The organism is Actinoplanes nipponensis (genome assembly GCF_016862275.1).
Lineage (GTDB): Bacteria > Actinomycetota > Actinomycetes > Mycobacteriales > Micromonosporaceae > Actinoplanes > Actinoplanes nipponensis.
In genome coordinates this window covers 94,958-115,832 of sequence record NZ_BOMQ01000077.1, presented here as the reverse complement: position 1 = coordinate 115,832, position 20,875 = coordinate 94,958, and the positions used below count along the sequence as shown (strand labels likewise).

17 protein-coding genes are annotated in these 20,875 nt (G+C 72.5%); 12 read left to right on the top strand and 5 right to left on the bottom strand.

All coding sequences use genetic code 11. From position 1 onward, the window contains the following. Window positions 1-91: 91 nt before the first annotated feature. The 5 genes from Ani05nite_RS32625 to mpgS all read left to right on the top strand — a co-directional run bounded on the left by Ani05nite_RS32625 (window position 92) and on the right by mpgS (window position 7,442). Window positions 92-2,476 carry a putative bifunctional diguanylate cyclase/phosphodiesterase gene (locus tag Ani05nite_RS32625; RefSeq protein WP_239130859.1) on the top strand — a complete coding sequence of 795 codons (2,385 nt, stop codon included), beginning with the start codon at window positions 92-94 and terminating at the stop codon, window positions 2,474-2,476. A gap of 158 nt (window positions 2,477-2,634) precedes the next feature. Then, window positions 2,635-4,467 carry an acetolactate synthase large subunit gene (locus tag Ani05nite_RS32620; RefSeq protein ID WP_203774751.1) on the top strand — a complete coding sequence of 611 codons (1,833 nt, stop codon included), beginning with the start codon at window positions 2,635-2,637 and terminating at the stop codon, window positions 4,465-4,467. 5 nt (window positions 4,468-4,472) lie between these two features. Next, window positions 4,473-4,988 carry an acetolactate synthase small subunit gene (gene ilvN / locus Ani05nite_RS32615; protein WP_023561968.1) on the top strand — a complete coding sequence of 172 codons (516 nt, stop codon included), beginning with the start codon at window positions 4,473-4,475 and terminating at the stop codon, window positions 4,986-4,988. Window positions 4,989-5,012: 24 nt separating this feature from the next. Continuing rightward, complete coding sequence (ilvC, locus tag Ani05nite_RS32610; RefSeq protein WP_203774749.1) at window positions 5,013-6,026, top strand: ketol-acid reductoisomerase; 1,014 nt, start codon at window positions 5,013-5,015, stop codon at window positions 6,024-6,026. A 165-nt stretch (window positions 6,027-6,191) separates the two neighbouring features. Continuing rightward, the gene (gene mpgS / locus Ani05nite_RS32605) at window positions 6,192-7,442 is read left to right on the top strand and encodes a mannosyl-3-phosphoglycerate synthase (protein WP_203774748.1); all 1,251 of its coding nucleotides are present in this window, start codon (window positions 6,192-6,194) and stop codon (window positions 7,440-7,442) included. A gap of 52 nt (window positions 7,443-7,494) precedes the next feature. Here mpgS and Ani05nite_RS32600 read toward each other — a convergent pair whose 3' ends face one another. Next, entirely contained in the window at window positions 7,495-8,400 is a 906-nt protein-coding gene (locus Ani05nite_RS32600) for a hypothetical protein (RefSeq protein WP_203774746.1), read from the bottom strand. A gap of 169 nt (window positions 8,401-8,569) precedes the next feature. On the opposite strand from Ani05nite_RS32600, the gene serA reads away from it, so the two are divergent. After that, the gene (serA, locus tag Ani05nite_RS32595) at window positions 8,570-10,171 is read left to right on the top strand and encodes a phosphoglycerate dehydrogenase (RefSeq protein ID WP_203774744.1); all 1,602 of its coding nucleotides are present in this window, start codon (window positions 8,570-8,572) and stop codon (window positions 10,169-10,171) included. A 15-nt stretch (window positions 10,172-10,186) separates the two neighbouring features. Here the strand turns inward: serA and Ani05nite_RS32590 are convergent, their stop codons facing one another. Further along, window positions 10,187-10,549: a hypothetical protein gene (locus tag Ani05nite_RS32590; protein WP_203774743.1), complete on the bottom strand. Its 363-nt coding sequence runs from the start codon at window positions 10,547-10,549 to the stop codon at window positions 10,187-10,189. Between the two features lie 359 nt (window positions 10,550-10,908). Between Ani05nite_RS32590 and Ani05nite_RS32585 the strand changes: the two genes are divergently transcribed. The 4 genes from Ani05nite_RS32585 to Ani05nite_RS32570 all read left to right on the top strand — a co-directional run bounded on the left by Ani05nite_RS32585 (window position 10,909) and on the right by Ani05nite_RS32570 (window position 14,684). Beyond that, the gene (locus tag Ani05nite_RS32585) at window positions 10,909-11,940 is read left to right on the top strand and encodes a 3-isopropylmalate dehydrogenase (RefSeq protein ID WP_203774803.1); all 1,032 of its coding nucleotides are present in this window, start codon (window positions 10,909-10,911) and stop codon (window positions 11,938-11,940) included. A gap of 149 nt (window positions 11,941-12,089) precedes the next feature. Then, window positions 12,090-13,187: a branched-chain amino acid aminotransferase gene (locus Ani05nite_RS32580; protein WP_203774742.1), complete on the top strand. Its 1,098-nt coding sequence runs from the start codon at window positions 12,090-12,092 to the stop codon at window positions 13,185-13,187. 372 nt (window positions 13,188-13,559) lie between these two features. Further along, the gene (locus tag Ani05nite_RS32575) at window positions 13,560-14,351 is read left to right on the top strand and encodes a hypothetical protein (RefSeq protein ID WP_203774741.1); all 792 of its coding nucleotides are present in this window, start codon (window positions 13,560-13,562) and stop codon (window positions 14,349-14,351) included. A 30-nt stretch (window positions 14,352-14,381) separates the two neighbouring features. Then, on the top strand, window positions 14,382-14,684 hold the full coding sequence (locus Ani05nite_RS32570; protein ID WP_203774740.1) for a hypothetical protein: 303 nt from the start codon (window positions 14,382-14,384) through the stop codon (window positions 14,682-14,684). Here Ani05nite_RS32570 and Ani05nite_RS32565 read toward each other — a convergent pair. Together Ani05nite_RS32565 and Ani05nite_RS32560 are read right to left on the bottom strand one after the other, a co-directional pair. Next, window positions 14,681-15,832 (bottom strand): glycosyltransferase, encoded by a 1,152-nt coding sequence (locus Ani05nite_RS32565; protein ID WP_203774739.1) that lies wholly within the window; start codon window positions 15,830-15,832, stop codon window positions 14,681-14,683. The two genes, Ani05nite_RS32570 and Ani05nite_RS32565, sit on opposite strands and share 4 nt — an antisense overlap. A 37-nt stretch (window positions 15,833-15,869) precedes the next feature. Then, window positions 15,870-16,616 (bottom strand): tyrosine-protein phosphatase, encoded by a 747-nt coding sequence (locus Ani05nite_RS32560; protein ID WP_203774738.1) that lies wholly within the window; start codon window positions 16,614-16,616, stop codon window positions 15,870-15,872. A gap of 222 nt (window positions 16,617-16,838) precedes the next feature. Between Ani05nite_RS32560 and cimA the strand changes: the two genes are divergently transcribed. Continuing rightward, window positions 16,839-18,443, top strand: coding sequence for a citramalate synthase (gene cimA, locus Ani05nite_RS32555; protein WP_203774736.1), 1,605 nt, complete (start codon window positions 16,839-16,841; stop codon window positions 18,441-18,443). 117 nt (window positions 18,444-18,560) lie between these two features. Then, on the top strand, window positions 18,561-19,862 hold the full coding sequence (locus tag Ani05nite_RS32550; RefSeq protein ID WP_203774735.1) for a hypothetical protein: 1,302 nt from the start codon (window positions 18,561-18,563) through the stop codon (window positions 19,860-19,862). Between the two features lie 7 nt (window positions 19,863-19,869). On the opposite strand, the gene Ani05nite_RS32545 is transcribed toward Ani05nite_RS32550, so the two are convergent. Further along, window positions 19,870-20,868 (bottom strand): endonuclease/exonuclease/phosphatase family protein, encoded by a 999-nt coding sequence (locus Ani05nite_RS32545; RefSeq protein WP_203774734.1) that lies wholly within the window; start codon window positions 20,866-20,868, stop codon window positions 19,870-19,872. Window positions 20,869-20,875 lie beyond the last annotated feature (7 nt).

The following is a 20,875-nucleotide window of genomic DNA, read 5'->3' as shown; positions in this document are numbered from 1 at the left end:
CCACTGCGCGGGACGGCGGCCGTCGGTTGCGGTTCGAAACCGGTCGATCGGTCGGCTCCCGAAACCCGCTCCGGTACGGCAGAGTGTTCCCGTGCACTCACCGTCCGGCGTGGAGCTGGCCGGGCTGGCGAGCCTCGTGGTCGCGGTCCCGGCTGTCGCCCTGCTGGCCAACTCCGGCCGCAAACACACCGGCGCCGCCCGCCGGGCCCATCTGCTGCTGGCCGCGGGCGCCGCGATCACCACCGCCGCCGCGCTGGCCGGAATGCTCAGCGACCTGTTCGTGGTGCACGCCCCGGTGCGGCTGGCCTCGGCCGTCGCCGTGGCCATGGCCCTGGGCACCCTGACCCTGCTGACCGGCACCCTGGTGCTGCCGGGCGCGGCGGAGAGCACCGGGGCGGCGCTGCGCCACCTGCTCGACGGCCTCGTCGTGGCGGCGGCGCTGTGGTTCGTCGGCTGGGTGCTGGTCTCCCGGCCCACCCGGCTGCTCGGCGACCACACCCCGGCGCGCTGCCTGTCGATGCTCCTGCCGGCGGCCGTCGCGGTGATCGCTCTCGGACTGACCGCGGTGCTCGCCATGCACGCCCACCGGCCCCGGCACGTCACGGTGCGGGTGGCCGCCGGGGTGAGCCTGGTGGCCCTGGCGGCGACCGCGCTGTCCGGCGGCATCTGCCGCAGCTGGCCGGTCGTGGTCCTGCTCGGCGCCGTCGGGCTGCCGGCCGGGCTGGTGGTCGTGGCGCGCGCGGTCAAGATCGCCGATCGGCCGGTCGAGGTGGTCGGCGACGTCACCCAGCGCAACACCGGGTACGCCTTCGTGCCGATGACCGCGCTGGTCGGCGCGTTCGGCTACCACCTGGCCGTGGGCGGCGTCCTGGACGTGTTCGGCTTCCTGGGCGTCAGCCTCGAGGGCTTCGCGGTGGTGGCCCGGCAGTATCTGGCGCTGGCCGACGTCAAGGCGCACACCCTGCGGCTGCGGCACCGCGAGGCGCACTTCCGCGAGCTGGCGCACACCGACCCGCTGACCGGGCTGGCCAACCGGCGGGGCCTGGTCCGGGCGCTGCGCGATCCGGCCGCCCGCGAGCGGCCCCGGGTGCTGGTCGGCCTGGACCTGGACGGCTTCAAGAACGTCAACGACATGCGCGGGCACGACGTGGGCGACGCCGTGCTGACCGAGGTCGGCCGGCGGCTGTCGGCCCACCTGCGCGACGGCGACGTCGCGGCCCGTCTCGGCGGGGATGAGTTCGCGGTGCTGATGTGGGCCACGCCCGAGGAGGCGATGGCCGCCGGCAAGCGGCTGCTGGCCGTGCTGAGCGAGCCGTACGAGACCGAGGAGGGCTCGGTCTTCCTCTCGGCCAGCGTCGGGGTGGCCGACTCGCCCGCGCCCGGCGACACCGGCGAGCTGATGCGCGACGCCGACCTGGCGCTGCGGTACGCGAAGCAGCGCGGCAAGAACCGCGTCGAGCGCTACCAGAAGCGGTACGACGAGTTGCTGCGCCGGCACAGCGTGCTGGAGAACGAGCTGCGGCACGCCATCGAGCGTGAGCAGCTGCGCCTGGTCTTCCAGCCGGTGGTGGCCCTGCCGTCGATGCGGCCGGTCGGCGCCGAGGCGCTGCTCCGCTGGCACCATCCCGAGTTGGGCGCGGTCCGGCCGGACGAGTTCATCCCGGTGGCCGAGGAGTCCGGCCTGATTGCCATGATCGGCTCCTGGGTGCTGGACCAGGCGTGCCGGCAGCTCGCCCAGTGGCTGGCCGGCGGCCATGACGTCTGGGTGTCGGTGAACATGTCGCCCAAGGAGCTGCACGCCGCCGACTACGCGGCCCAGGTCGCCGAGGTGCTCCAGCGCTACCGCGTGCCGCCGCAGCGGCTGGTGCTGGAGGTGACCGAGCACGCCGTGGCCACCGACATGGACGAGCTGATCCGCCGGCTGTGCGAGCTGCGCTCCACCGGCGTGCGGATCGCGCTGGACGACTTCGGCGCCGGCTACTCCTCGCTCGGGCAGCTGCGCAACCTGCCGGTGGACATCCTGAAGATCGACCACGCGCTGGTGGCCGAGCCCGAGTCGCGTACCGGCACGGCGGCGCCGCTGGTCGACGTGGTGGTCCGGCTGGGCCACCGGCTGGGGCTGGAGGTGCTGGCCGAGGGCATCGGCACCCCGGCGCAGCGGGCGGTCGTCGAGGAGGCCGGCTGCCGGCTGGGCCAGGGCTCGCTGTTCGGCTGGGGCGTGCCCGCCGAGCACCTGCAGGCCCAGCTGGAGACCGTACGCTCCTCCGGCGCCCGCCCGGTCCCGGTGCAGCGCAGCCGCCCGGTGGCGCCGCCCAGCGCGCCCGCCCGCAGTCAGGTGATCATGCTGGGGCCGGGAATGCGGCAGGTCAGGGCGTTGCTGCCCACCGATCCAGCCTTCGCGGTGGAGGACGGCTCGCGAATGGGTGACCAGGATGTGAGATCAGTTGACGCACCCCGTGAGATGGGGCAGTCTTAGCCGCATGTGCTTGTCGACCCGAGTACTTATGTGAGCGCACTGTCCCTCGATGACGAGGACTGACAGTGCGCTAGGTCCCGTGCTTCGGCACGAGGACCTTTTTTGTTGCTCCGGGACACCCACAAGCCCGTCCATCCCGAACGAAGGTCTGAATCGCCATGACGAGACCCACACCCGAGACCCTCGCCCACCGTGCCACCCCGGCCACCGTCGCGGCGGCGGCCGGCGCCCCGGCCGTAGTCACGGTGTCCCCGACCCCCGTCAGCGGGGCCGGCTCGCTCGTGCGGTCGCTCGAGGCGCTCGGCGTCGAGGTGGCGTTCGGGATCCCCGGCGGGGCCATCCTGCCGGCGTACGACCCGCTGTACGACTCCAAGGTCCGGCACATCCTGGTCCGCCACGAGCAGGGCGCGGGCCACGCCGCGACCGGGTACGCCCAGGCCACCGGCAAGGTCGGCGTCTGCATCGCCACCTCCGGGCCGGGCGCGACGAACCTGGTCACCCCGATCGCCGACGCGTACATGGACTCGGTGCCGATCGTCGCGATCACCGGCCAGGTGGCCCGGCCCGCGATCGGCACGGACGCCTTCCAGGAGGCCGACATCCAGGGCATCACGCTGCCGATCACGAAGCACAACTTCCTCATCCAGACGCCCGAGGAGATCCCGCGGATCATGGCGGAGGCGTTCCACCTGGCCCTGACCGGGCGCCCGGGACCGGTGCTGGTCGACGTGCCCAAGGACGTGCTCCAGGCGGCGACGACCTTCGCCTGGCCGCCGACCCTGGACCTGCCGGGCTACCGGCCCACGCTGCACCCGCACGGCAAGCAGATCCGCGAGGCGGCCCGGCTGATCGCCGCGGCCAAGCGCCCGGTGCTGTACGTCGGCGGCGGCGTGCTCAAGGCCGGCGCCACCGACGGGCTGCGCAAGCTGGCCGAGCTGACCGGCATCCCGGTGGTCACCACGCTGATGGCCCTCGGCGCGTTCCCCGACTCGCACCCGCAGCACCTGGGCATGCCCGGCATGCACGGCACGGTCCCCGCGGTGTACGCGCTGCAGAAGGCCGACCTGCTGGTCACCCTGGGCGCCCGCTTCGACGACCGGGTCACCGGCAAGCTGGACTCCTTCGCCCCCGAGGCCAAGGTGGTGCACGCGGACATCGACCCGGCCGAGATCGGCAAGAACCGGCACGCCGACGTCCCGATCGTGGGCGACGCCCGGCACGTGATCGACGAGCTGATCGCGGCGGTCTCCGGCACGGCGGGCGGCGCCGCGGCGTACGAGCCGTGGTGGGCCCAGCTCAACGACCTGCGCAAGCGCTACCCGCTGGGCTACGACGAGCCCACCGACGGCACGCTGGCCCCGCAGTACGTGATCGAGCGGATCGGCGAGCTGGTCGGCCCGGACGCGGTCTACGTGGCCGGCGTCGGGCAGCACCAGATGTGGGCGTCGCAGTTCATCCGGTACGAGAAGCCGGGCACCTGGCTCAACTCCGGCGGCGCCGGCACCATGGGCTACGCCGTCCCGGCGGCGATGGGCGCCAAGGTGGGCCGCCCGGACACGCCGGTCTGGGCGATCGACGGCGACGGCTGCTTCCAGATGACCAACCAGGAGCTGGCCACCTGCGCGCTGGAGGGCATCCCGGTCAAGATCGCCGTGATCAACAACGGCAACCTGGGCATGGTCCGGCAGTGGCAGACCCTGTTCTACGAGGGCCGCTACTCCAACACCGAGCTGGGCACCCACAAGCACCGCATCCCCGACTTCGTGAAGCTGGCCGAGGCGCTGGGCTGCGTGGGCCTGCGCTGCGAGTCCAAGGCCGACGTGGACGCGACCATCAAGGCGGCCATGGAGATCAACGACCGCCCGGTGGTCATCGACTTCACGGTCGGCAAGGACGCCATGGTCTGGCCCATGGTCGCGGCCGGCACCAGCAACGACGAGATCATGTTCGCCCGGGACGTGCGCCCGGCCTTCGACGAGGACGACCTGTGAGCACTCTGAACAAGCACACCCTGTCCGTGCTGGTGGAGAACAAGCCCGGCGTGCTGGCCCGGGTGTCGGGTCTGTTCTCCCGGCGGAGCTTCAACATCGATTCGCTGGCGGTGGGCGAGACGGAGAACCCGGACGTCTCCCGCATCACGATCGTGGTCAACGCCGACTCCTCACCCCTGGAGCAGGTGACCAAGCAGCTCAACAAGCTGGTGAACGTCCTGAAGATCGTCGAGCTGGACCCGCAGCAGTCGGTCCAGCGCGAGCTCCTGCTGGTCAAGGTGCGGGCCGACCGCACCGTGCGCGGCCAGGTGCTCGAGACGGTGGAGCTGTTCAGGGCGAAGGTGATCGACGTCGCTCCGGACACCCTCACGATCGAGGCGACCGGCAACCCCGACAAGCTGGACGCGCTGCTGCGCGACCTCGAGCCGTACGGCATCAAGGAGATGGTGCAGTCGGGTCTCGTGGCCATCGGCCGCGGGTCACGCTCCATCACCACCGGCCCCGCCCTGCGCGCGGCTTAATCACCAAACTCAAGTGAGGATCAAATGACCGCGGAAGTGTTCTACGACGACGACGCCGACCTGTCGATCATCCAGGGTCGCAAGGTGGCCGTCATCGGCTACGGCAGCCAGGGCCACGCGCACTCGCTGTCGCTGCGCGACTCGGGCGTCGACGTGGTGGTCGGCCTGCAGGAGGGCTCGAAGAGCCGCGCCAAGGCCGAGGAGCAGGGCCTCAAGGTGCTCACGCCGGCCGAGGCGTCCGCCTGGGCCGACGTGATCATGGTGTTGGCGCCGGACACCGCCCAGCGGAAGATCTACGCCGAGTCGATCGAGCCGAACCTGACCGCCGGCAAGGCGCTGTTCTTCGGCCACGGCCTCAACATCCGCTTCGAGCTCATCAAGCCGCCGGCCAACGTGGACGTGGCGATGGTCGCCCCCAAGGGCCCCGGCCACCTGGTCCGCCGCCAGTACGTGGACGGCAAGGGCGTGCCCGCGCTCATCGCGGTGGAGCAGGACGCCAGCGGCAGCGCCCAGGCGCTCGCGCTGTCGTACGCGAAGGCGATCGGCGGCACCCGGGCCGGCGTCATCAAGACCACCTTCAAGGAGGAGACGGAGACCGACCTGTTCGGCGAGCAGGCCGTCCTCTGCGGCGGCACGGCGGCGCTGGTGCAGACCGGCTTCGAGGTGCTCACCGAGGCCGGCTACGCGCCGGAGATCGCGTACTTCGAGTGCCTGCACGAGCTGAAGCTGATCGTCGACCTCATGTACGAGGGCGGTATCTCCCGGATGCGCTACAGCGTCTCGGACACCGCCGAGTTCGGTGACTACGTCAGCGGACCGCGCGTGATCAACGCCGGGGTGAAGCAGGAGATGAAGAAGATCCTCGCCGAGATCCAGTCCGGCGAGTTCACCAAGGCGCTCATCGCCGACGACGAGAACGGCGGCCAGCGGCTGCAGCAGTTCCGCAAGGAGGGCGCCGAGCACCCGATCGAGGTGACCGGCAAGAAGCTGCGCGACATGATGAGCTGGGTGGACCGCCCGATCACCGAAACCGCCTGAGGTTGCTATGCAAAAGCCGGGTCGCGCGGTCGCGGCCCGGCTTTTCGGTAACCATTCGACTACCTGAAACACGCCCGTCACGAACCGCTCACACAAGCGGCGGGGCCGAGGAAACGGGAACCGTTCCGGCCCTGCGGAGTAGCCGACAGCGGGTAGATTCGCCGCATGCGACTGGCTGATTCCTTCCGGAGCGAGCGCTTCGGCGCGGTCCGGATCCATGAGCTGCAGAGGGTCATCGAGCTGGACTCGGGCGCCCTGGACGACGCCTTTTCGGCGGGCAGCCGGGTCGTGCCGCCCGAGGCTATCCGCGCGGTCGAATCGCAAATGGTCATCGTCGTGCCCTGCATGAATGAGTCACGAAGCGTCATCGAGGGCGTGCTCTCCGGAATTCCGCACGATTGTCTTATCGTGCTGGTGTCCAACAGCGACCAGCTGCCGGTGAACAGATACGAGATCGAGGCGCAGACACTCGAACAGTTCTGCCGGCTGGCCGGACGCTCGGCGATCAGCGTGCATCAGCAGGACCCCGGGCTGGCCGCCGCCATCAAGGCCGCCGGAATGGCCGAACTGATCGGCGAGGACGGCCTGGTCCGGGCCGGCAAGGGCGAGGCCATGCTGATCGGGATGGCCCTGGCGGCGATGACCGGCCGGCGTCACGTCGGCTACGTCGACGCGGACAACTACGTGCCGGGCGCGGTCCACGAATACTGCAAGGCCTACGCCGCCGGGCTGCACCTGGCCGAGAGCCCGTACTCGATGGTCCGCATCTCCTGGCACTCGAAGCCGAAGCTGCGCGACGGGCGGCTGTTCTTCAGCCGCCGCGGCCGCAGCTCGGAGATCACCAACGAGTGGCTCAACCGCTTCCTGGCCGAGTACTCCGGCTTCGGCACCGAGGTCATCGCGACCGGCAACGCGGGCGAGCACGCGATGACCCTCGAGCTGGGGCTCAAGCTGCGGCTGGCGGGCGGCTTCGCCGTCGAGCCGTACGAGTACCTGGACCTGTTCGAGCAGTTCGGCGGCATCCTGGAGAGCGCCAGCCCGGACGTGATGGCCAGCTCGGTGCCGGTGCTGCAGATCGAGACCCGCAACCCGCACTTCCACGACAACAAGGGCGAGGAACACGTCCAGGGGATGCGGATGCAGGCGCTGAACGTGGTCTACCACTCGCCGGTGACACTGCCCGCCGTGCGGCAGGCGATCGTCGAGTTCATGGTGGCGCAGGGCGCGCTGGAGGTGGGGCAGGAGCCGCCGCGCGAGCGGGTCTACCCGCCGGTGGGCAGCCTGGACCTGGAGCTGCTCTACGACGGGCTGGACGCCGAGGCGCTGACCTTCCGGCAGTTCGACGGGCGGGCCTCGGCGGGATACCCGGCGGCGCCGCCGATCGAGCGGCCCGGCATCCCGCGCCCGACCGTCTGACCCGCGGCGAACCGGTCCCGGCGGGCGGGCCGCCGGGACCTGCCGGTCCGGCCTACCGGGGCGGCGCCGGGTCGGCCGGCCGGATCTGCTCGGTCGGCGCCTGCTGGGCGACCGGCGGGCCCTCGCTCTCCGCCGGGGCCGTTGCCGCCGCCGGGGCCGTTGCCGCCGCCGCCTTGGCGGCCGGCGGTGGGCCGCCGGCCGGTGGCTGGGCCGGGGCCGGCTGACCGGGCCACGCCGGGACCGCCGCCTCCGGCCAGGCCTGATACTGCGGCGGCGGCTGCGCGCTCCAGACCGGCGCCTGCTGCGGCGGGTACTGGTACTGCGGGTATCCGGGCGGCCCCGCGGCGGCCAGCTGCGCCGGATACTGCGGGTGCGGCGCGCCGTGCCACTGCGGCTGGGGCGGGTACTGCCCCGGCCACTGCTGCGGATGGGCCGGCGGCGCGTCCGGGGTGGCCAGGTCCCGCAGCCAGTCGCGTTCCGCCCGGGACCACACCTGCCGGGCCGCCAGGTAGGCCGGTCCGTGCCCGAGCAGCGGCACCAGGAGCACGCCGAGACCGAGCACCAGCGCGAGCACGCCCACCCGCAGCCCCTCGGTGTCGTCCCCGGCCACGCCGGTGGCCAGCAGGATCAGCGCCGTGACGACGACCAGCACGCCGATGATCATCGGACCGACGGTGTTGCCGTCCCGGACGAAGGACCACGCGACCGCGACGATCAGCACCGCGGCGACCGCGACCGCGGCGGCGGCCAGCCCCCGCAGCGTGGCCGCGCCGACATCGTCGGAGAAGGAGCTGCCGGAGAACAGGGTGACCAGCGCCAGCACGGCCAGCGGCACGGCGAGCATGCCGAGCAGGACGGCGGTGGTCATGACGCCGAACGGCACCCGCCGGGGCGGTTCGGGAATGGGGTGGCCGTGGTCCTCGTCGAGTTCCTCGGGGGCGGCCGGCGCTTGAGACATGCCGTGCAGGCTATCGGGCCCGGGAAGAAGGAGATCCATCGAAGATCGCAAGATTTCGAGCGTGTGAGGCCGGTCACCCATTGCTGACGTGCCGTACCGGCCGCGTCACACCCTACGATCGCGGAAAGGTCGGCGGCCGGCCGCCTGCGAGACAAACAGGTGGAGACATATGACTCCCGTGGTACTCATCGCCGAGGAACTGGCCCCCGCCGCCATCGACGTGCTGGCCTACGACTTCGACGTCCGGCACGTGGACGGCACCGACCGCCCCGCCCTGCTGACCGCGCTCGCCGACGCCGACGCCGTCATCGTGCGCAGCGCCACCCGCGTCGACGCGGAGGCCGTGGCCGCCGCCCCGCGCCTCAAGGTGGTCGCCCGGGCCGGCGTGGGCCTCGACAACGTCGACGTGAACGCGGCCACCGCCCGGGGGGTCATGGTGGTCAACGCGCCGACCTCCAACATCGTCTCGGCCGCCGAGCAGGCGATCGCCCTGCTGCTGGCCGTCGCGCGGCACACCGCCGACGCCAGCGCCGCGCTCAAGCGGGGCGAGTGGAAGCGGGCGCGGTACACCGGCGTCGAGGTGCAGGGCAAGACCGTCGGGGTGGTCGGGCTGGGCCGCATCGGGGTGCTGTTCGCGCAGCGGATGGCCGCGTTCGGGACCCGGCTGATCGCGTACGACCCGTACATCCAGCCGGCCCGGGCCGCGCAGCTCGGGGTGCGCCTGGTCGGGCTGGACGAGCTGCTGCGGGAGAGCGACTTCATCTCCATCCACCTGCCGCGTACCCCGGAGACCCTCGGGCTGATCGGCGAGAAGGAGCTGGCCACCGTCAAGCCGGGCGTGCGCATCATCAACGCCGCCCGCGGCGGCCTGGTCGACGAGCGCGCGCTGGCCGAGGCGCTCGCCGAGGGCCGGGTGGCCGGCGCCGGCCTCGACGTCTTCGTCACCGAGCCGACCACCGAGTCGCCGCTGTTCGCCTTCGACACCGTGGTGGCCACCCCGCACCTGGGCGCCTCCACCGTCGAGGCGCAGGACAAGGCCGGGCTCTCGGTGGCCCGCAGCGTCAAGCTGGCGCTGCAGGGCGAGTTCGTGCCGGACGCGGTGAACGTGCAGGCCGGTGGCGTGGTCGACGAGGACGTGCGCCCGCTGCTCGGGCTGGCCGAGCGGCTCGGCAAGGTGTTCACCGCGGTCGCCGGCGGCATCGCGGCCAGCGTGACGGTGGAGGTGCGCGGCGAGATCGTGTCGCACGACGTGGCGGTGCTCAAGCTCGCCGCCACCAAAGGGCTGTTCGCCTCGGTGGTCGAGGAGCAGGTCACCTACGTCAACGCCCCGCAGCTCGCCGCGGACCGCGGCGTCGAGGTCGAGCTGGTCGTCGACCGCGAGGTCTCCGACCACCACAACCTGGTCACGGTACGCGGCGCGCTGCCCGACGGCCGCCTGGTCAGCGTGGCCGGCACCGTCACCGGCACGGGCAGCCGCGAGGCCTGCAAGCTCACCCAGGTCGACGAGTTCGACCTGGAGCTCGGGGCCGGCGGCGTGCTGCTGTTCTTCCGCTACTGCGACCGTCCCGGCGTGGTCGGCGCCATCGGCACGATCCTGGGCGAGTCCGGGGTCAACATCGCGGCGATGCAGGTGGCCCGGCGGGAAGCCGGCGGCGAGGCGCTGATGGCGCTGACCGTCGACTCCTCGGTGGACGCGGAGCTGCTCTCGGCGGTGGCGGCCGCGATCGGCTCGGCCAAGGGCAGCATCGTCGACCTGCGCGAGGAGGACTGACCCGGCCGCGCCGGGCTAGCGGGTCTTGACCGGCGGGGGATACACCGTGCCGTCCTGCAGGTCGAGCAGGTCCAGGTTGAGCTCGCCGGCGAGTCGCTCGATCGTCTCCAGCACCACGTCGGGGCAGTTCTCGTCCAGGCGCATCTGGATGTGATCGGCCGCGGCGTGCAGCGGCGCGCTGGCCCAGGGCGAGCCGGCCAGCCCGGCCCGCGGGCCGCGGTCGGGGTAGCTGCTGGTCAGGGCGTCATAGAAGGCGACGACGCGCGGATCGGCGGGACGCTGCGGGTGCTCGCCCCGGGCGCACCGCGCGTTGGCGGCCCGCACGTCGTCCGGCCTGGCCGAGTTGTCCGTGGCCCACACCACGAGGTCGAAACTCACCGGCGCATGGTGCCATACCGCTCGGCGGGGAAGTCGGTTGTCGCCCCGACACGCGGGGGATGCGTCTTGCGCGACATTAGTCCGCATCGCTAGCGTTGGTCCTTGCCGCACGGGCTGTCCGGCCGTGTCTTCGGGTGACACTTCCGTGTCCGCTCCGTGCGGTGGATGCACCCCCGGCGGGCGCGAGCCACGCGTACCTGTCGTGACAGCCCCCGCGATCGTTGCCGCGATCGACGGGGGTTGTTCGCGTCCGGGGCCCTTAACGATTCCTCATCCAGACTCTGGGACCGCCGTGTCAGAGATCGGGACAGCGGGCTAAGGTCGAGCGGGTCGGATCGAACGAGGGAGTGGACGTGACGGTGGCGCGGATCGCGGTGGTGGCCGGCGACGGCATCGGAACCGAGGTGACCGCGCAGGCCCGCAAGGTGATCGAGGCCGTGCTCCCGGACGCGGAGTTCGACGACTACGACCTGGGCGCCCGCTTCTACAACCGCACCAAAGAGGTGCTCCCGCAGGCCATCGAGGACGAGCTGGCCGCGCACGACGCCATCCTGCTCGGCGCGATCGGCGACCCCAGCGTCCCGCCCGGCGTCCTCGAGCGCGGCCTGCTGCTCAAGCTGCGCTTCGACTTCGACCAGTACGTCAACCTGCGCCCGTCCCGGCTGTGGCCCGGCACGACCAGCCCGCTCGCCGGCCTCAAGCCCGGCGAGATCGACATGGTGGTCGTGCGCGAGGGCACCGAGGGCCTCTACGTCGGCGCCGGCGGCGTCCTGCACAAGGACACCCCCGCCGAGATCGCCACCGAGGAGAGCCTGAACACCCGGCACGGCGTCGAGCGGGTCGTGCGCGACGCGTTCGCCCGGGCCCAGCGCCGCGAGCGGCGGCACCTGACGCTGGTGCACAAGACCAACGTGCTCACCCACGCGGGCGGGCTCTGGGCGCGCACCTTCGCCGCGGTCGCCGCCGAGTTCCCCGACGTCACCACCGAATACCAGCACATCGACGCCGCGAGCATGTTCATGGTGAGCAACCCGCAGCGCTACGACGTGGTGGTGACCGACAACCTCTTCGGTGACATCCTCACCGACATCGCCGCTGCCGTGACCGGTGGCATCGGCATGGCCGCCAGCGGCTCCGTCAACCCGGAGCGCAAGTACCCGTCGACCTTCGAGCCGGTGCACGGCTCCGCGCCCGACATCGCCGGCCAGGGCATCGCCGACCCGGCGGCCGCCATCCTGTCCGCGTCGCTGCTGCTGGAGCACCTCGGCCACCCCGAGCAGGCCCGCCGAGTATCCGAGGCGGTCGCGGCCGAGGTCGCGTCCCGCACGCCGGGCGCGCCGCTGCGTACCGCCGAGGTCGGAGACCGGGTCGCCGCCACCGCGGCCGCCTGACCTCACCTTTCACCCCGCGTCATCCCGCCGGCACGGCGGTCGATGACCCACGCCCGGCGCTCGGCTTTGAACGAGCGTTCGGGGTAAGTTCATGGAGCACTACGGGTGCTACCTCTTCGTTCTTCGTGACAGAAAGCAGGTCAACTGCCATGAGTGGTGGTGACAACCTCGACTTCGAGATCCGTCCGAACCCGGCGCCCGTAGGCGACGCGGACAGGACCTCGCTGCTGGCCAACCCCGGCTTCGGCCGGATCTTCACGGACCACATGGTCACCGTCCGGTACGCCGAGGGCAAAGGCTGGTACGAGCCGCGGGTGGAAGCCCGCGCACCCATCCCCATGGACCCCGCGTCGGCGGTGCTGCACTACGCGCAGGAGATCTTCGAGGGGCTGAAGGCGTACACCACGCCGGACGGTGGCGTGGCGATGTTCCGCCCCGACGCCAACGCCGCCCGGTTCGGCCAGTCGGCCCAGCGGATGGCCATGCCGGTGCTGCCGCAGGCGATGTTCCTCGAGTCCCTGCGCCAGCTCATCAGGATCGACCGGGAGTGGATCCCGCGCAGCGACGAGGGCAGCCTCTACCTGCGGCCGTTCGCGTACGCCAGCGAGGTGTTCCTGGGCGTGCGCCCGGCGATGGAATACCTCTACCTGGTCATCGCCTCCCCGGTCGGCGCGTACTTCAGCGGCGGCGTCAAGCCGGTGGCGGTCTGGATCACCCCCGACTACACCCGCGCGGCGCCCGGCGGCACGGGCGCGGCCAAGTGCGGCGGCAACTACGCCGCGGGCCTGTCCGCGCAGGCCGAGGCGATCGAGCACGGCTGCGACCAGGTGGTCTACCTGGACGCGGTCGAGCGCAAGTACGTCGACGAGCTCGGCGGGATGAACATCTTCTTCGTGCAGGACGACGGCTCGCTGGTGACGCCGCCGCTGACCGGCACGATCCTGCCCGGCATCACCCGCGACTCGGTCATCAAGCTGGCCGAGCGGGCCGGCCGCAAGGTCGAGGAGCGCCCGGTGAGCTTCGAGGAATGGCGTACCGGGGCGGCCTCGGGCCGGATCCGCGAGGCCTTCGCCTGCGGCACCGCCGCGGTGATCACGCCGATCGGCACGGTGCGGTCGCCCGAGGGCGAGTTCACCGTGGCCGACGGCGGCTCGGGCGAGGTCACCATGGGGCTCCGGCAGGAGCTGGTGGACATCCAGCGGGGCCGGGCCGAGGACCCGTTCGGCTGGGTGCACCGGGTCATCTAAGCGGTGGCACGGGTCGGGGGCGGGGTCATCCCCGCCCCCGACGCCTGTCGATGGCGATCTTCGGTGCTGTGCTGACACCATTGACCCATGGGCCCGGGTGGATGGAGTGAACTGCCGCAGCCGGATCGGACCAGGACCGACCACGTCGGCATCTCCGGTGCCGATACTCCGATGACCCGGCCGATACCCGACCGCGCACCTCGGCTGCGGCTGGTTCGGCCACCGGACCGCACGCCTGAAGCGCAACCGAACGTCGAGCCTGCGACCCCGCGGCCGGAGGCGGACGCCGGCCGCGATTTCTGGACCGCGCACGATGTCAAGATCACCATTCTGGCCGACGCCCCGGCGACGGCGCGGACACCCCGGGCCAGCATGTTCTGCTCGGTCGGCCGGGCGGAGTTCCGTGATGCGTTCTGCGTGGTGATCGGTGACGAGGCGCAGCTGGAGTACCAGGCCCTGCACACCGTGGACACCCTACGATTCGACGCCGACCTGATGCGCCGGGACCTGGGACTCATCGCGACGTGGGCCCTGGACCGGCTCGTCGGGCAACCCGACAGCGTGTTCTACAACGGCGTCTTCCGCGCGGCGCTGTGGGCTGCGACCACTCCGCCGACCACTCCGCCGACGCAGCTCGAGATCGGCGGGGTCTCCGCGCCCCTGCAGGTCGTCACCGTCGACTGTGCGAACGTCGTGAGCGGCGACAGTGCTGACGTGCGGCTGCGGGACGAGCGGCACGACGACCAGGCCTCGCTGTCCCTCGCGTCCGTTCTTCCCGACAATCCCGGGCTGGTCCGGCGGCTGGCCATGACGCTGGCTCAGCCCGCCGATCCGGCGCTGTACCGGGAGTTCGCCAGGGCTGTGAGCGTCGCGGCGGCGGAGCTTTCCGACGACGTCATCGCGGCAGCGGCGATCGAGGCGGACAACCCGGGTGCGTTCATCGACTGGGCCGGCGGCTCCCTGACGGCGACCGGAGTCACCGCCGCGCTGATCGGGGTGGACTCCTCGCTCCTGCATGAGCACGAGTTGACGGTGAACGAGGTGGCGATCGCCGGGGTCTGGGCGGACGACTCCGGGATGCCGACCGCGGGCCCGGCCGCGACGTTCTTCTGGAACGACCTGCGCTGGATCGCGTTGGACGCGAACCTGCGCAGAAAATCCTGACCGGTTCGGAAGCCTCGGGAAAGGACGGTCATGGGGAGACGACTCCGCACCTGGATCTGGCCCGCTGTCGCGCTGGCCGCCGGAGTGCTCTGCGTGGTGAGCCTGGGGCTGGAGGTCTCCGACAAGCTGGCGAGCGTCGGCAGTTTCCTGGTGGCGGCGGCCGCCACGGTCATGGCGGTCCGGTCCTCCCGCCGATCCGAAGCCGCGCCGCCGCCGAAGTATTCGATCAACCAGAACGGAACGGTGGACAACATGGTGACCGGGGACGGCAACTACGTGGACCTCCGAAGAGACAGCGGGTCGCGCCGGCCGGATCCCGACGTCGCACCCTAGCGGCGGGCGTCGGTCAGCTCGGCGAGCACGTCGGCCGCGTCCGGCATCTCGTTGATCTCCGCCTGGATCGTGCGGGCCCGCCGCGTCAGCGCCGGATCCTCCAGCAGCCGAGCGGCCGCCCCGGCCACCGCCTCCGGGGTGAGGTCCGCCGGCGGCACCACCAGCGCCACCCCCGCCCGCTCCGCCGTCGCGCTGTTGGCGAACTGGTCCGCGCCCTGCGGCAGGATCAGGTGTGGCAGGCCGTGGCACAGCGCCGCCACGATCGTGCTCGCCCCGCCCTGCGTCACCAGGCCCGAACAGTGCGGCAGCAGCAGCGCGTGCGGGGCGAAGTCGGTGACGAAGACGTTCGCCGGCTGCGCCCCGAAGCGGCCGGGGTCGCTGCCCGGGCCGGCCGTCACCAGCACGTTGACCGGCAGCTCGGCCAGGCCGGCCAGGGCGGTCCGGAACACCTCGGTCGCGCCGAAGAAGAGCGTGCCCAGCGTCAGGTGCACGCTGCGTTCGTGGGGCAGCTTGTCCGGGTCCCACGGCAGGTGCTCGCCCGGCAGGACCTCGCCGGAGGTGGGGCGCAGCGGGCGGCGGTTGCCGAAGGCGCGGACCGCGTCGGCCTGCAACCCGGGCGGGCAGTTGTCGAGGTACGGCACGTCGAGGATCGCCGCCGGCAGCTCCGGCACGTCCCAGGCGTTGCTCAGCTCGCCCAGCCGGGCGCCGAACCAGTCCCAGGCCTCGCCCGGCAACGGGCCGAGGCCGTGCACCGCGTGCCGGGCGCCGGTGCGGGCCGCGGCGACGGCGCCGGCCAGTTCCGTGATCGGGTGCACCACCAGATCGGGCTTCCACTCCAGCGCGCGGGGCACCAGCTGCGCCGCCCGGGTGAAGGCGGCCGCCCCGAACATGCCGCTGATCACCGTGGCCATCCGCTGCTCCGGCGGGATCGCGCCCAGGTTCGGCACCCGGTCGCGGAACGCCGCGTCGGCCTCGGCCCGGCTCGGCCCGACGTCCCAGGTGGTCAGCCCGCGCCGGCGGGCCTCGGCGACGCCCTCCGCACCGGACGCGACGACGACCTCGTGGCCCGCGTGCTGGGCAGCCCGGATCAGCGGGAGCAGCGGGAGCAGGTGCCCGTGGGCCGGCCAGGTGCTGAAGAGAACGCGCATGGACGGCAAGTAGACACCCGCCGCGCCCCCGTGTCTGTCAGGCGGGCGTCAACAGGTGCCCGCGCAGGGCGGCCAGCTGCCCGGTGCTGATGCCGATCTCCCGCACGTATCCCTCGACCGAGCCGTGCCGCTCGCGCAGGTCGCCGAGGAACAGCAGCATCGCCTCCTGCGGGCAGTCGAACATGTGGTACTTGTCCTGCACCACCTCGGGCCGGGTCTTCTCCAGGTACGCCGTCAGCGACGCCATCGCCGCCTCGGTCAGCGCGTAGTCCTGGGCGATCTCCGCATCGGACACCCCGAGCAACGACAGGGTCAGCGCGCACACCACGCCGGTGCGGTCCTTGCCGGCCATGCAGTGCACGACCACCGGGGCCGCCGCCGGGTCGGCGATCACCGCGAGCGCCGCCGCCAGCCCGGCCCGCCCGTCCTCGGCGAAGTTCAGGTAGCGGTCGGCCAGCCAGCGCTCGTGCGGCATACCCGCCGGTTCCTCCACCGTCTCCCAGTCCACGTGCTCCACCACCAGGTTGCGGTAGTCCAGCCCGTCGGAGTGCGGCACCCGCCCGTGCTCCTCCACCTCGAACGGCCGGCGCAGGTCGATGACGGTGCGCACGCCGAGCGCGTGGAACGTCTCGAGATCGGCGCCCTTGAGGCGGTGCAGCGAGTCGGCCCGGAACAGCCGGCGCCAGGTCACGGTGCGCCCGTCGAGGCCGGCGTACCCGCCGACGTCGCGGAAGTTGTAGCTCGTGGAGAAGGTCAGACTGCGGGGGTGATTGTCGACGGCCACGCCCCAACCTAACCCGCGGCTGTCACCCGTACGGGATCGGCTGTCTCAGCTTGTGGATTCTGGGTTCGGGGGGCGACGCCGCGTGGCATGCTTCGTGGCGTGACCCACTCCGTGCTGATTATTCGCACCTAGCGCGCCGGCTGACCCTCCGCCGTCGTGCCGACCTCCCGCATCCGCGGGGGGTCTTTTTGTTGGGTCGTCAGTCTCGGAAAGGAATCCTCCATGACGTATCAGGTGTTCGACACGACGCTGCGCGACGGGGCCCAGCGCGAGGGCATCAGCTACTCGGTCGTCGACAAACTGGCGGTCGCGCGGCTGCTGGACGAGTTCGGCGTCGGGTTCATCGAGGGTGGCTGGCCGGGCGCGATGCCCAAGGACACCGAGTTCTTCGCCCGGGCGCGCACCGAGCTGCAGCTGCGGAACGCGGTGCTGGTCGCGTTCGGCGCCACCCGCAAGGCGAACGTCGACGTGACCCGCGACCCGCAGGTGCAGGCGTTGCTGGACGCCGAGACGCCGGTCGTCTGCGTGGTCGCCAAGTCGGACATCCGGCACGTGGAGCGGGCGCTGCGCACCACCGGTGAGGAGAACCTGGCGATGGTCCGCGACACCGTCGCGCATCTGGTCGCCAACGGCCGGCGCGCGTTCGTGGACTGCGAGCACTTCTTCGACGGGTTCCGCTACGACCCCGACTACACCGCCTCCGTGGTCCGGACCGCGTTCGAGGCCGGCGCGGAACGGGTCGTCATGTGCGACACCAACGGCGGCATGCTGCCGTCGATGATCACCGCCGCCGTCCAGGACGTCGTGGCCCGGACCGGGGTCGGCGCGGATCGGCTCGGCATCCACTGCCAGAACGACACCTCCTGCGCGGTGGCCAACACCGTCGCCGCCGTCGAGGCGGGCGTCAAGCACTTCCAGTGCACGGCCAACGGCTACGGCGAGCGGCCCGGCAACGCCGACCTGTTCGCCGTCGTCAGCAACCTGCAACTCAAGCTCGGGCTGAAGGTCCTACCGGACGGCTGCCTCGAGAAGGCGACGCGGGTGTCCACCGCGCTCGCCGAGATCGCCAACATCGCCCCCGACACCCACCAGGCCTACGTCGGGGCCGCGGCATTCGCTCACAAGGCGGGGCTGCACGCGAGCGCGATCAAGGTGGATCCGCTGCTCTACAACCACGTCGACCCGTCGGTGGTGGGCAACGACATGCGGATCCTGGTGACCGAGATGGCCGGCCGGGCCAGCATCGAGCTCAAGAGCCGCGAGCTCGGGCTGGACCTGGCCGGCCACCCGGACACCCTCACGGCGGTGACCCGCAAGGTCAAGGACCTGGAGGCGGGCGGCTGGTCGTTCGAGGCCGCGGATGCGTCCTTCGAGCTGCTGGTCCGCGGCGAGCTGCCGGACGCCGACTTCGTGCGGCCGTTCGCGCTGGAGTCGTACCGGGTGCAGGTCGAGCACCGCGAGGACGGCTCGGTGGTCTCCGAGGCGACCGTCAAGGTCCGGGTACGCGGCGAGCGCGTCATCGCCACCGCCGAGGGCAACGGCCCGGTCAACGCCCTGGACGAGGCCCTGCGGGTGGCCCTGTCCAAGCACTACCCCGAGCTGAAGTCCTTCGAGCTGGCCGACTTCAAGGTGCGCATCCTGGAGGGCTCGCACGGTTCCAACGCGATCACCCGGGTGCTGGTGGAGACCAGCGACGGCGCCCGCGACTGGACCACTGTGGGCGTGCACGAGAACGTGGTGGAGGCGAGCTGGAAGGCGCTCACCGACGCGCTCACCTTCGGTCTGGCCCGTACCGCGGCGAACGCGGGCCAGGGCAGCGCGGCCTGACCCGGCTGGTCACGCCTGGCCATCACCCGCAGCGTGATGGCCAGGCCGGCCGCGCACCACGCCGGCGACGTCTGCTTCGGGGCGGTCGTGTCGTCGCCCACCTGGTAGACATAGCGGATGATCGATGACGGGTCCGTGCGAGGAACTGCCCGGCGCGTCGTCGCGTCGGTTCTGCTGGCCGGTGCGCTCGGGGTGACCGGCGCCGCCGGCCCCGCCGCGGCCGCTCCCGCCGTGCGCGGTGAGCTGCTGCCGGTGCCCGCCGGGGGACCGGGCCGGCAGGTCTCCGTGACCGCCGTCGACGTCTCGCCGTTCGGGGTCGTGGCCGGCGCCGCCCAGATCACCACGACCGGTCCGGACGGCACCGCGTCGTTCGCCGACCTGCCGCAGCGCTGGGCGGAGGTGCCCCGGGCCGGCTGGTTGCGGCAGCAGCTGCCGCTGCCCGGCGGCGCGACGTCCGGCCGGGTGAGCGGCCTGACCGATCTCGGCGAGGCGGCCGGGTCCGTGACGGGCGAGGGCACGCGGGCGGTCCGCTGGTCGCTCGACGGCCGGTCGGCCACGCTGCTCGCCGCCGACCGCAGCTCCGTCGACGCGGTCGGCCCGTCCGGTCCGTGGGGCGTGTCCACCGCCACGGCGCAGAGCCCGGCCGCGGGCGAGGCCGAGCTGGTGACCCGCGGCGGCGTCCGCACGCCGTTGCGCGGCACTCCCGAGCTCGACGCCGGATACCGCCGGTCGGTCGGCTCGATCGGCGGCCCGGCGACCGCGCTGGTCTGGGTGACCGACGGCATCGGGCGCGGCGCCACCGCGCGACCGGTGCTCTGGCGCGACGGCGCGACCGTGGGCTTCCCCGTGGTGAACTCGTTCCTGCTGGGCAACACCTGCGTCAGCCCGGTCCGGCCCGACGGGAGCCTGGTCTACAGCGGGTACGTCCTCGAGGGCGGCCGGCCCAGCTTCACGTTCGTGCGGCACACCGGCGGCGTGCCCGGCGCCGACGTCACCCTGTCGTTCGCCGCCGTCCCCGGGCAGCCGGTCGGCGGCCTCGTCTGCACGCCGGGACTCACCTCGAACAGCCTCGCGTCGGACGGCGGCATCGCCGGGTTCCTGAGCGACGCCGCCGGCCGGCGTTCCGCCGCCTACTGGGACGCCGCCGACGTGCCGACCGTCGTCCCGCTGGTGGCCGGGGAGGAGTCCGCGGCCGGCGTGGCCGCCGCCGACGGCGGCCGGATGGTGATCCTGGCCCAGCAGGACGACGGCACCAGCCGGCTCTGGCTGTGGCGCGCCGGGGTCCGGACCCGGCTGCTGACCCCGGCCGGGTGGGACGTCGCCTCGGTGGTCGAGCTGACTGATGCCGGCCTGCTGGTCGCCAACCTGCGCGATGCCCGGGGATTCCTCCGCCCGGCCGCCTGGCGCCTCGGCGGGTGAGGCCCGCTCAGGCCGCGGGCACGCGCAGGGTCGCCACGAGCGCGCGGTGGTCGCTGTCCAGGACGTTGTGCACGCTGACCGCGCCGACCCCCAGGCGGCGGTCGGCCAGCACGTGGTCGATGGTCACCGGCGGGATCGGGTCGCCGTCGTACGGGCCCCAGGTGGCGACCAGCCCCTGGCCGGCGGCGTCGGCGGCGTCCCGGTACCCGTCGCTGATCAGCTCCCGCAGCAGCCGGTGGTCCAGGGTCGCGTTGAAGTCGCCGAGCAGGATGCGGGGTGCGGCGCCCGCCTCCGGCCGGGGCTCCGCGGTCAGGTCGGCGCGCCATCCGGTCAGCATCTCCAGCGAGGCCGGGGCGAGCGGATGCGCCGACTCCACCGTCACGGCCACGGCCCCGGGCGGCTGGACCGTGCCGTACGCCTGGTTGAAGCCGCCGCTGTTGCGCCGTACCCCCGGGTTGGTGATCGGGAAGCGCGAGTAGAGCCCCGAGCCGCTCGCGCCGTACTCGCCGCCCAGCGACGAGTACGGCAGCAGCCGGCCCAGCCCGGCCGCCGCCAGGTTGCGCTGGGCGTTGGGGCTGAACTCCTGCACCGCGAGCACGGCCACGTCGTTGTCGCGGACCAGCTTGACGATCGTGGCCGCGTCCGCATTGCCGAGGAGCATGTTCGACGTCATCACGCGCAGCGCGACGCCATCCTGCGGGCCGCGGTCACCGTCGGCGAACGCCCGGGGCAGCACGGCCACCGCCAGCGACGCGAGCGTGGCCGTGGCGACCGCCGCCACCAGCCAACGCCGGCTCAGCAGCGCGGCGACCGCCGGCACCACCGACCATGCCGCCACGTACGGCGTGAAGGCGACCAGCTGCACCAGCGCGCCGGTCTCCCAGCCGCCCAGCCGGACCGCCGTCCAAGCCGCCCCGGGCAGCACCGCCAGCCACAGCAGCACGTGCCAGGCGGCCCGCCGGACCCGGACCGGCTTCGTCACGGGCGCCGGGGTGGTGATCGTCATGGCGGCG

What these genes read in the sequence shown, in the direction of transcription:
- Ani05nite_RS32570 (WP_203774740.1), top strand. Translation starts at nt 14,382, where the DNA reads ATGGGGAGACGACTCCGCACCTGGATCTGGCCCGCTGTCGCGCTGGCC.
- Ani05nite_RS32550 (WP_203774735.1), top strand. Translation starts at nt 18,561, where the DNA reads ATGATCGATGACGGGTCCGTGCGAGGAACTGCCCGGCGCGTCGTCGCG.
- Ani05nite_RS32575 (WP_203774741.1), top strand. Translation starts at nt 13,560, where the DNA reads ATGTTCTGCTCGGTCGGCCGGGCGGAGTTCCGTGATGCGTTCTGCGTG.
- Ani05nite_RS32600 (WP_203774746.1), bottom strand. Translation starts at nt 8,400, where the DNA reads ATGTCTCAAGCGCCGGCCGCCCCCGAGGAACTCGACGAGGACCACGGC.
- cimA (WP_203774736.1), top strand. Translation starts at nt 16,839, where the DNA reads ATGACGTATCAGGTGTTCGACACGACGCTGCGCGACGGGGCCCAGCGC.
- Ani05nite_RS32620 (WP_203774751.1), top strand. Translation starts at nt 2,635, where the DNA reads ATGACGAGACCCACACCCGAGACCCTCGCCCACCGTGCCACCCCGGCC.
- mpgS (WP_203774748.1), top strand. Translation starts at nt 6,192, where the DNA reads ATGCGACTGGCTGATTCCTTCCGGAGCGAGCGCTTCGGCGCGGTCCGG.
- Ani05nite_RS32580 (WP_203774742.1), top strand. Translation starts at nt 12,090, where the DNA reads ATGAGTGGTGGTGACAACCTCGACTTCGAGATCCGTCCGAACCCGGCG.
- ilvC (WP_203774749.1), top strand. Translation starts at nt 5,013, where the DNA reads ATGACCGCGGAAGTGTTCTACGACGACGACGCCGACCTGTCGATCATC.
- serA (WP_203774744.1), top strand. Translation starts at nt 8,570, where the DNA reads ATGACTCCCGTGGTACTCATCGCCGAGGAACTGGCCCCCGCCGCCATC.
- Ani05nite_RS32565 (WP_203774739.1), bottom strand. Translation starts at nt 15,832, where the DNA reads ATGCGCGTTCTCTTCAGCACCTGGCCGGCCCACGGGCACCTGCTCCCG.
- Ani05nite_RS32545 (WP_203774734.1), bottom strand. Translation starts at nt 20,868, where the DNA reads ATGACGATCACCACCCCGGCGCCCGTGACGAAGCCGGTCCGGGTCCGG.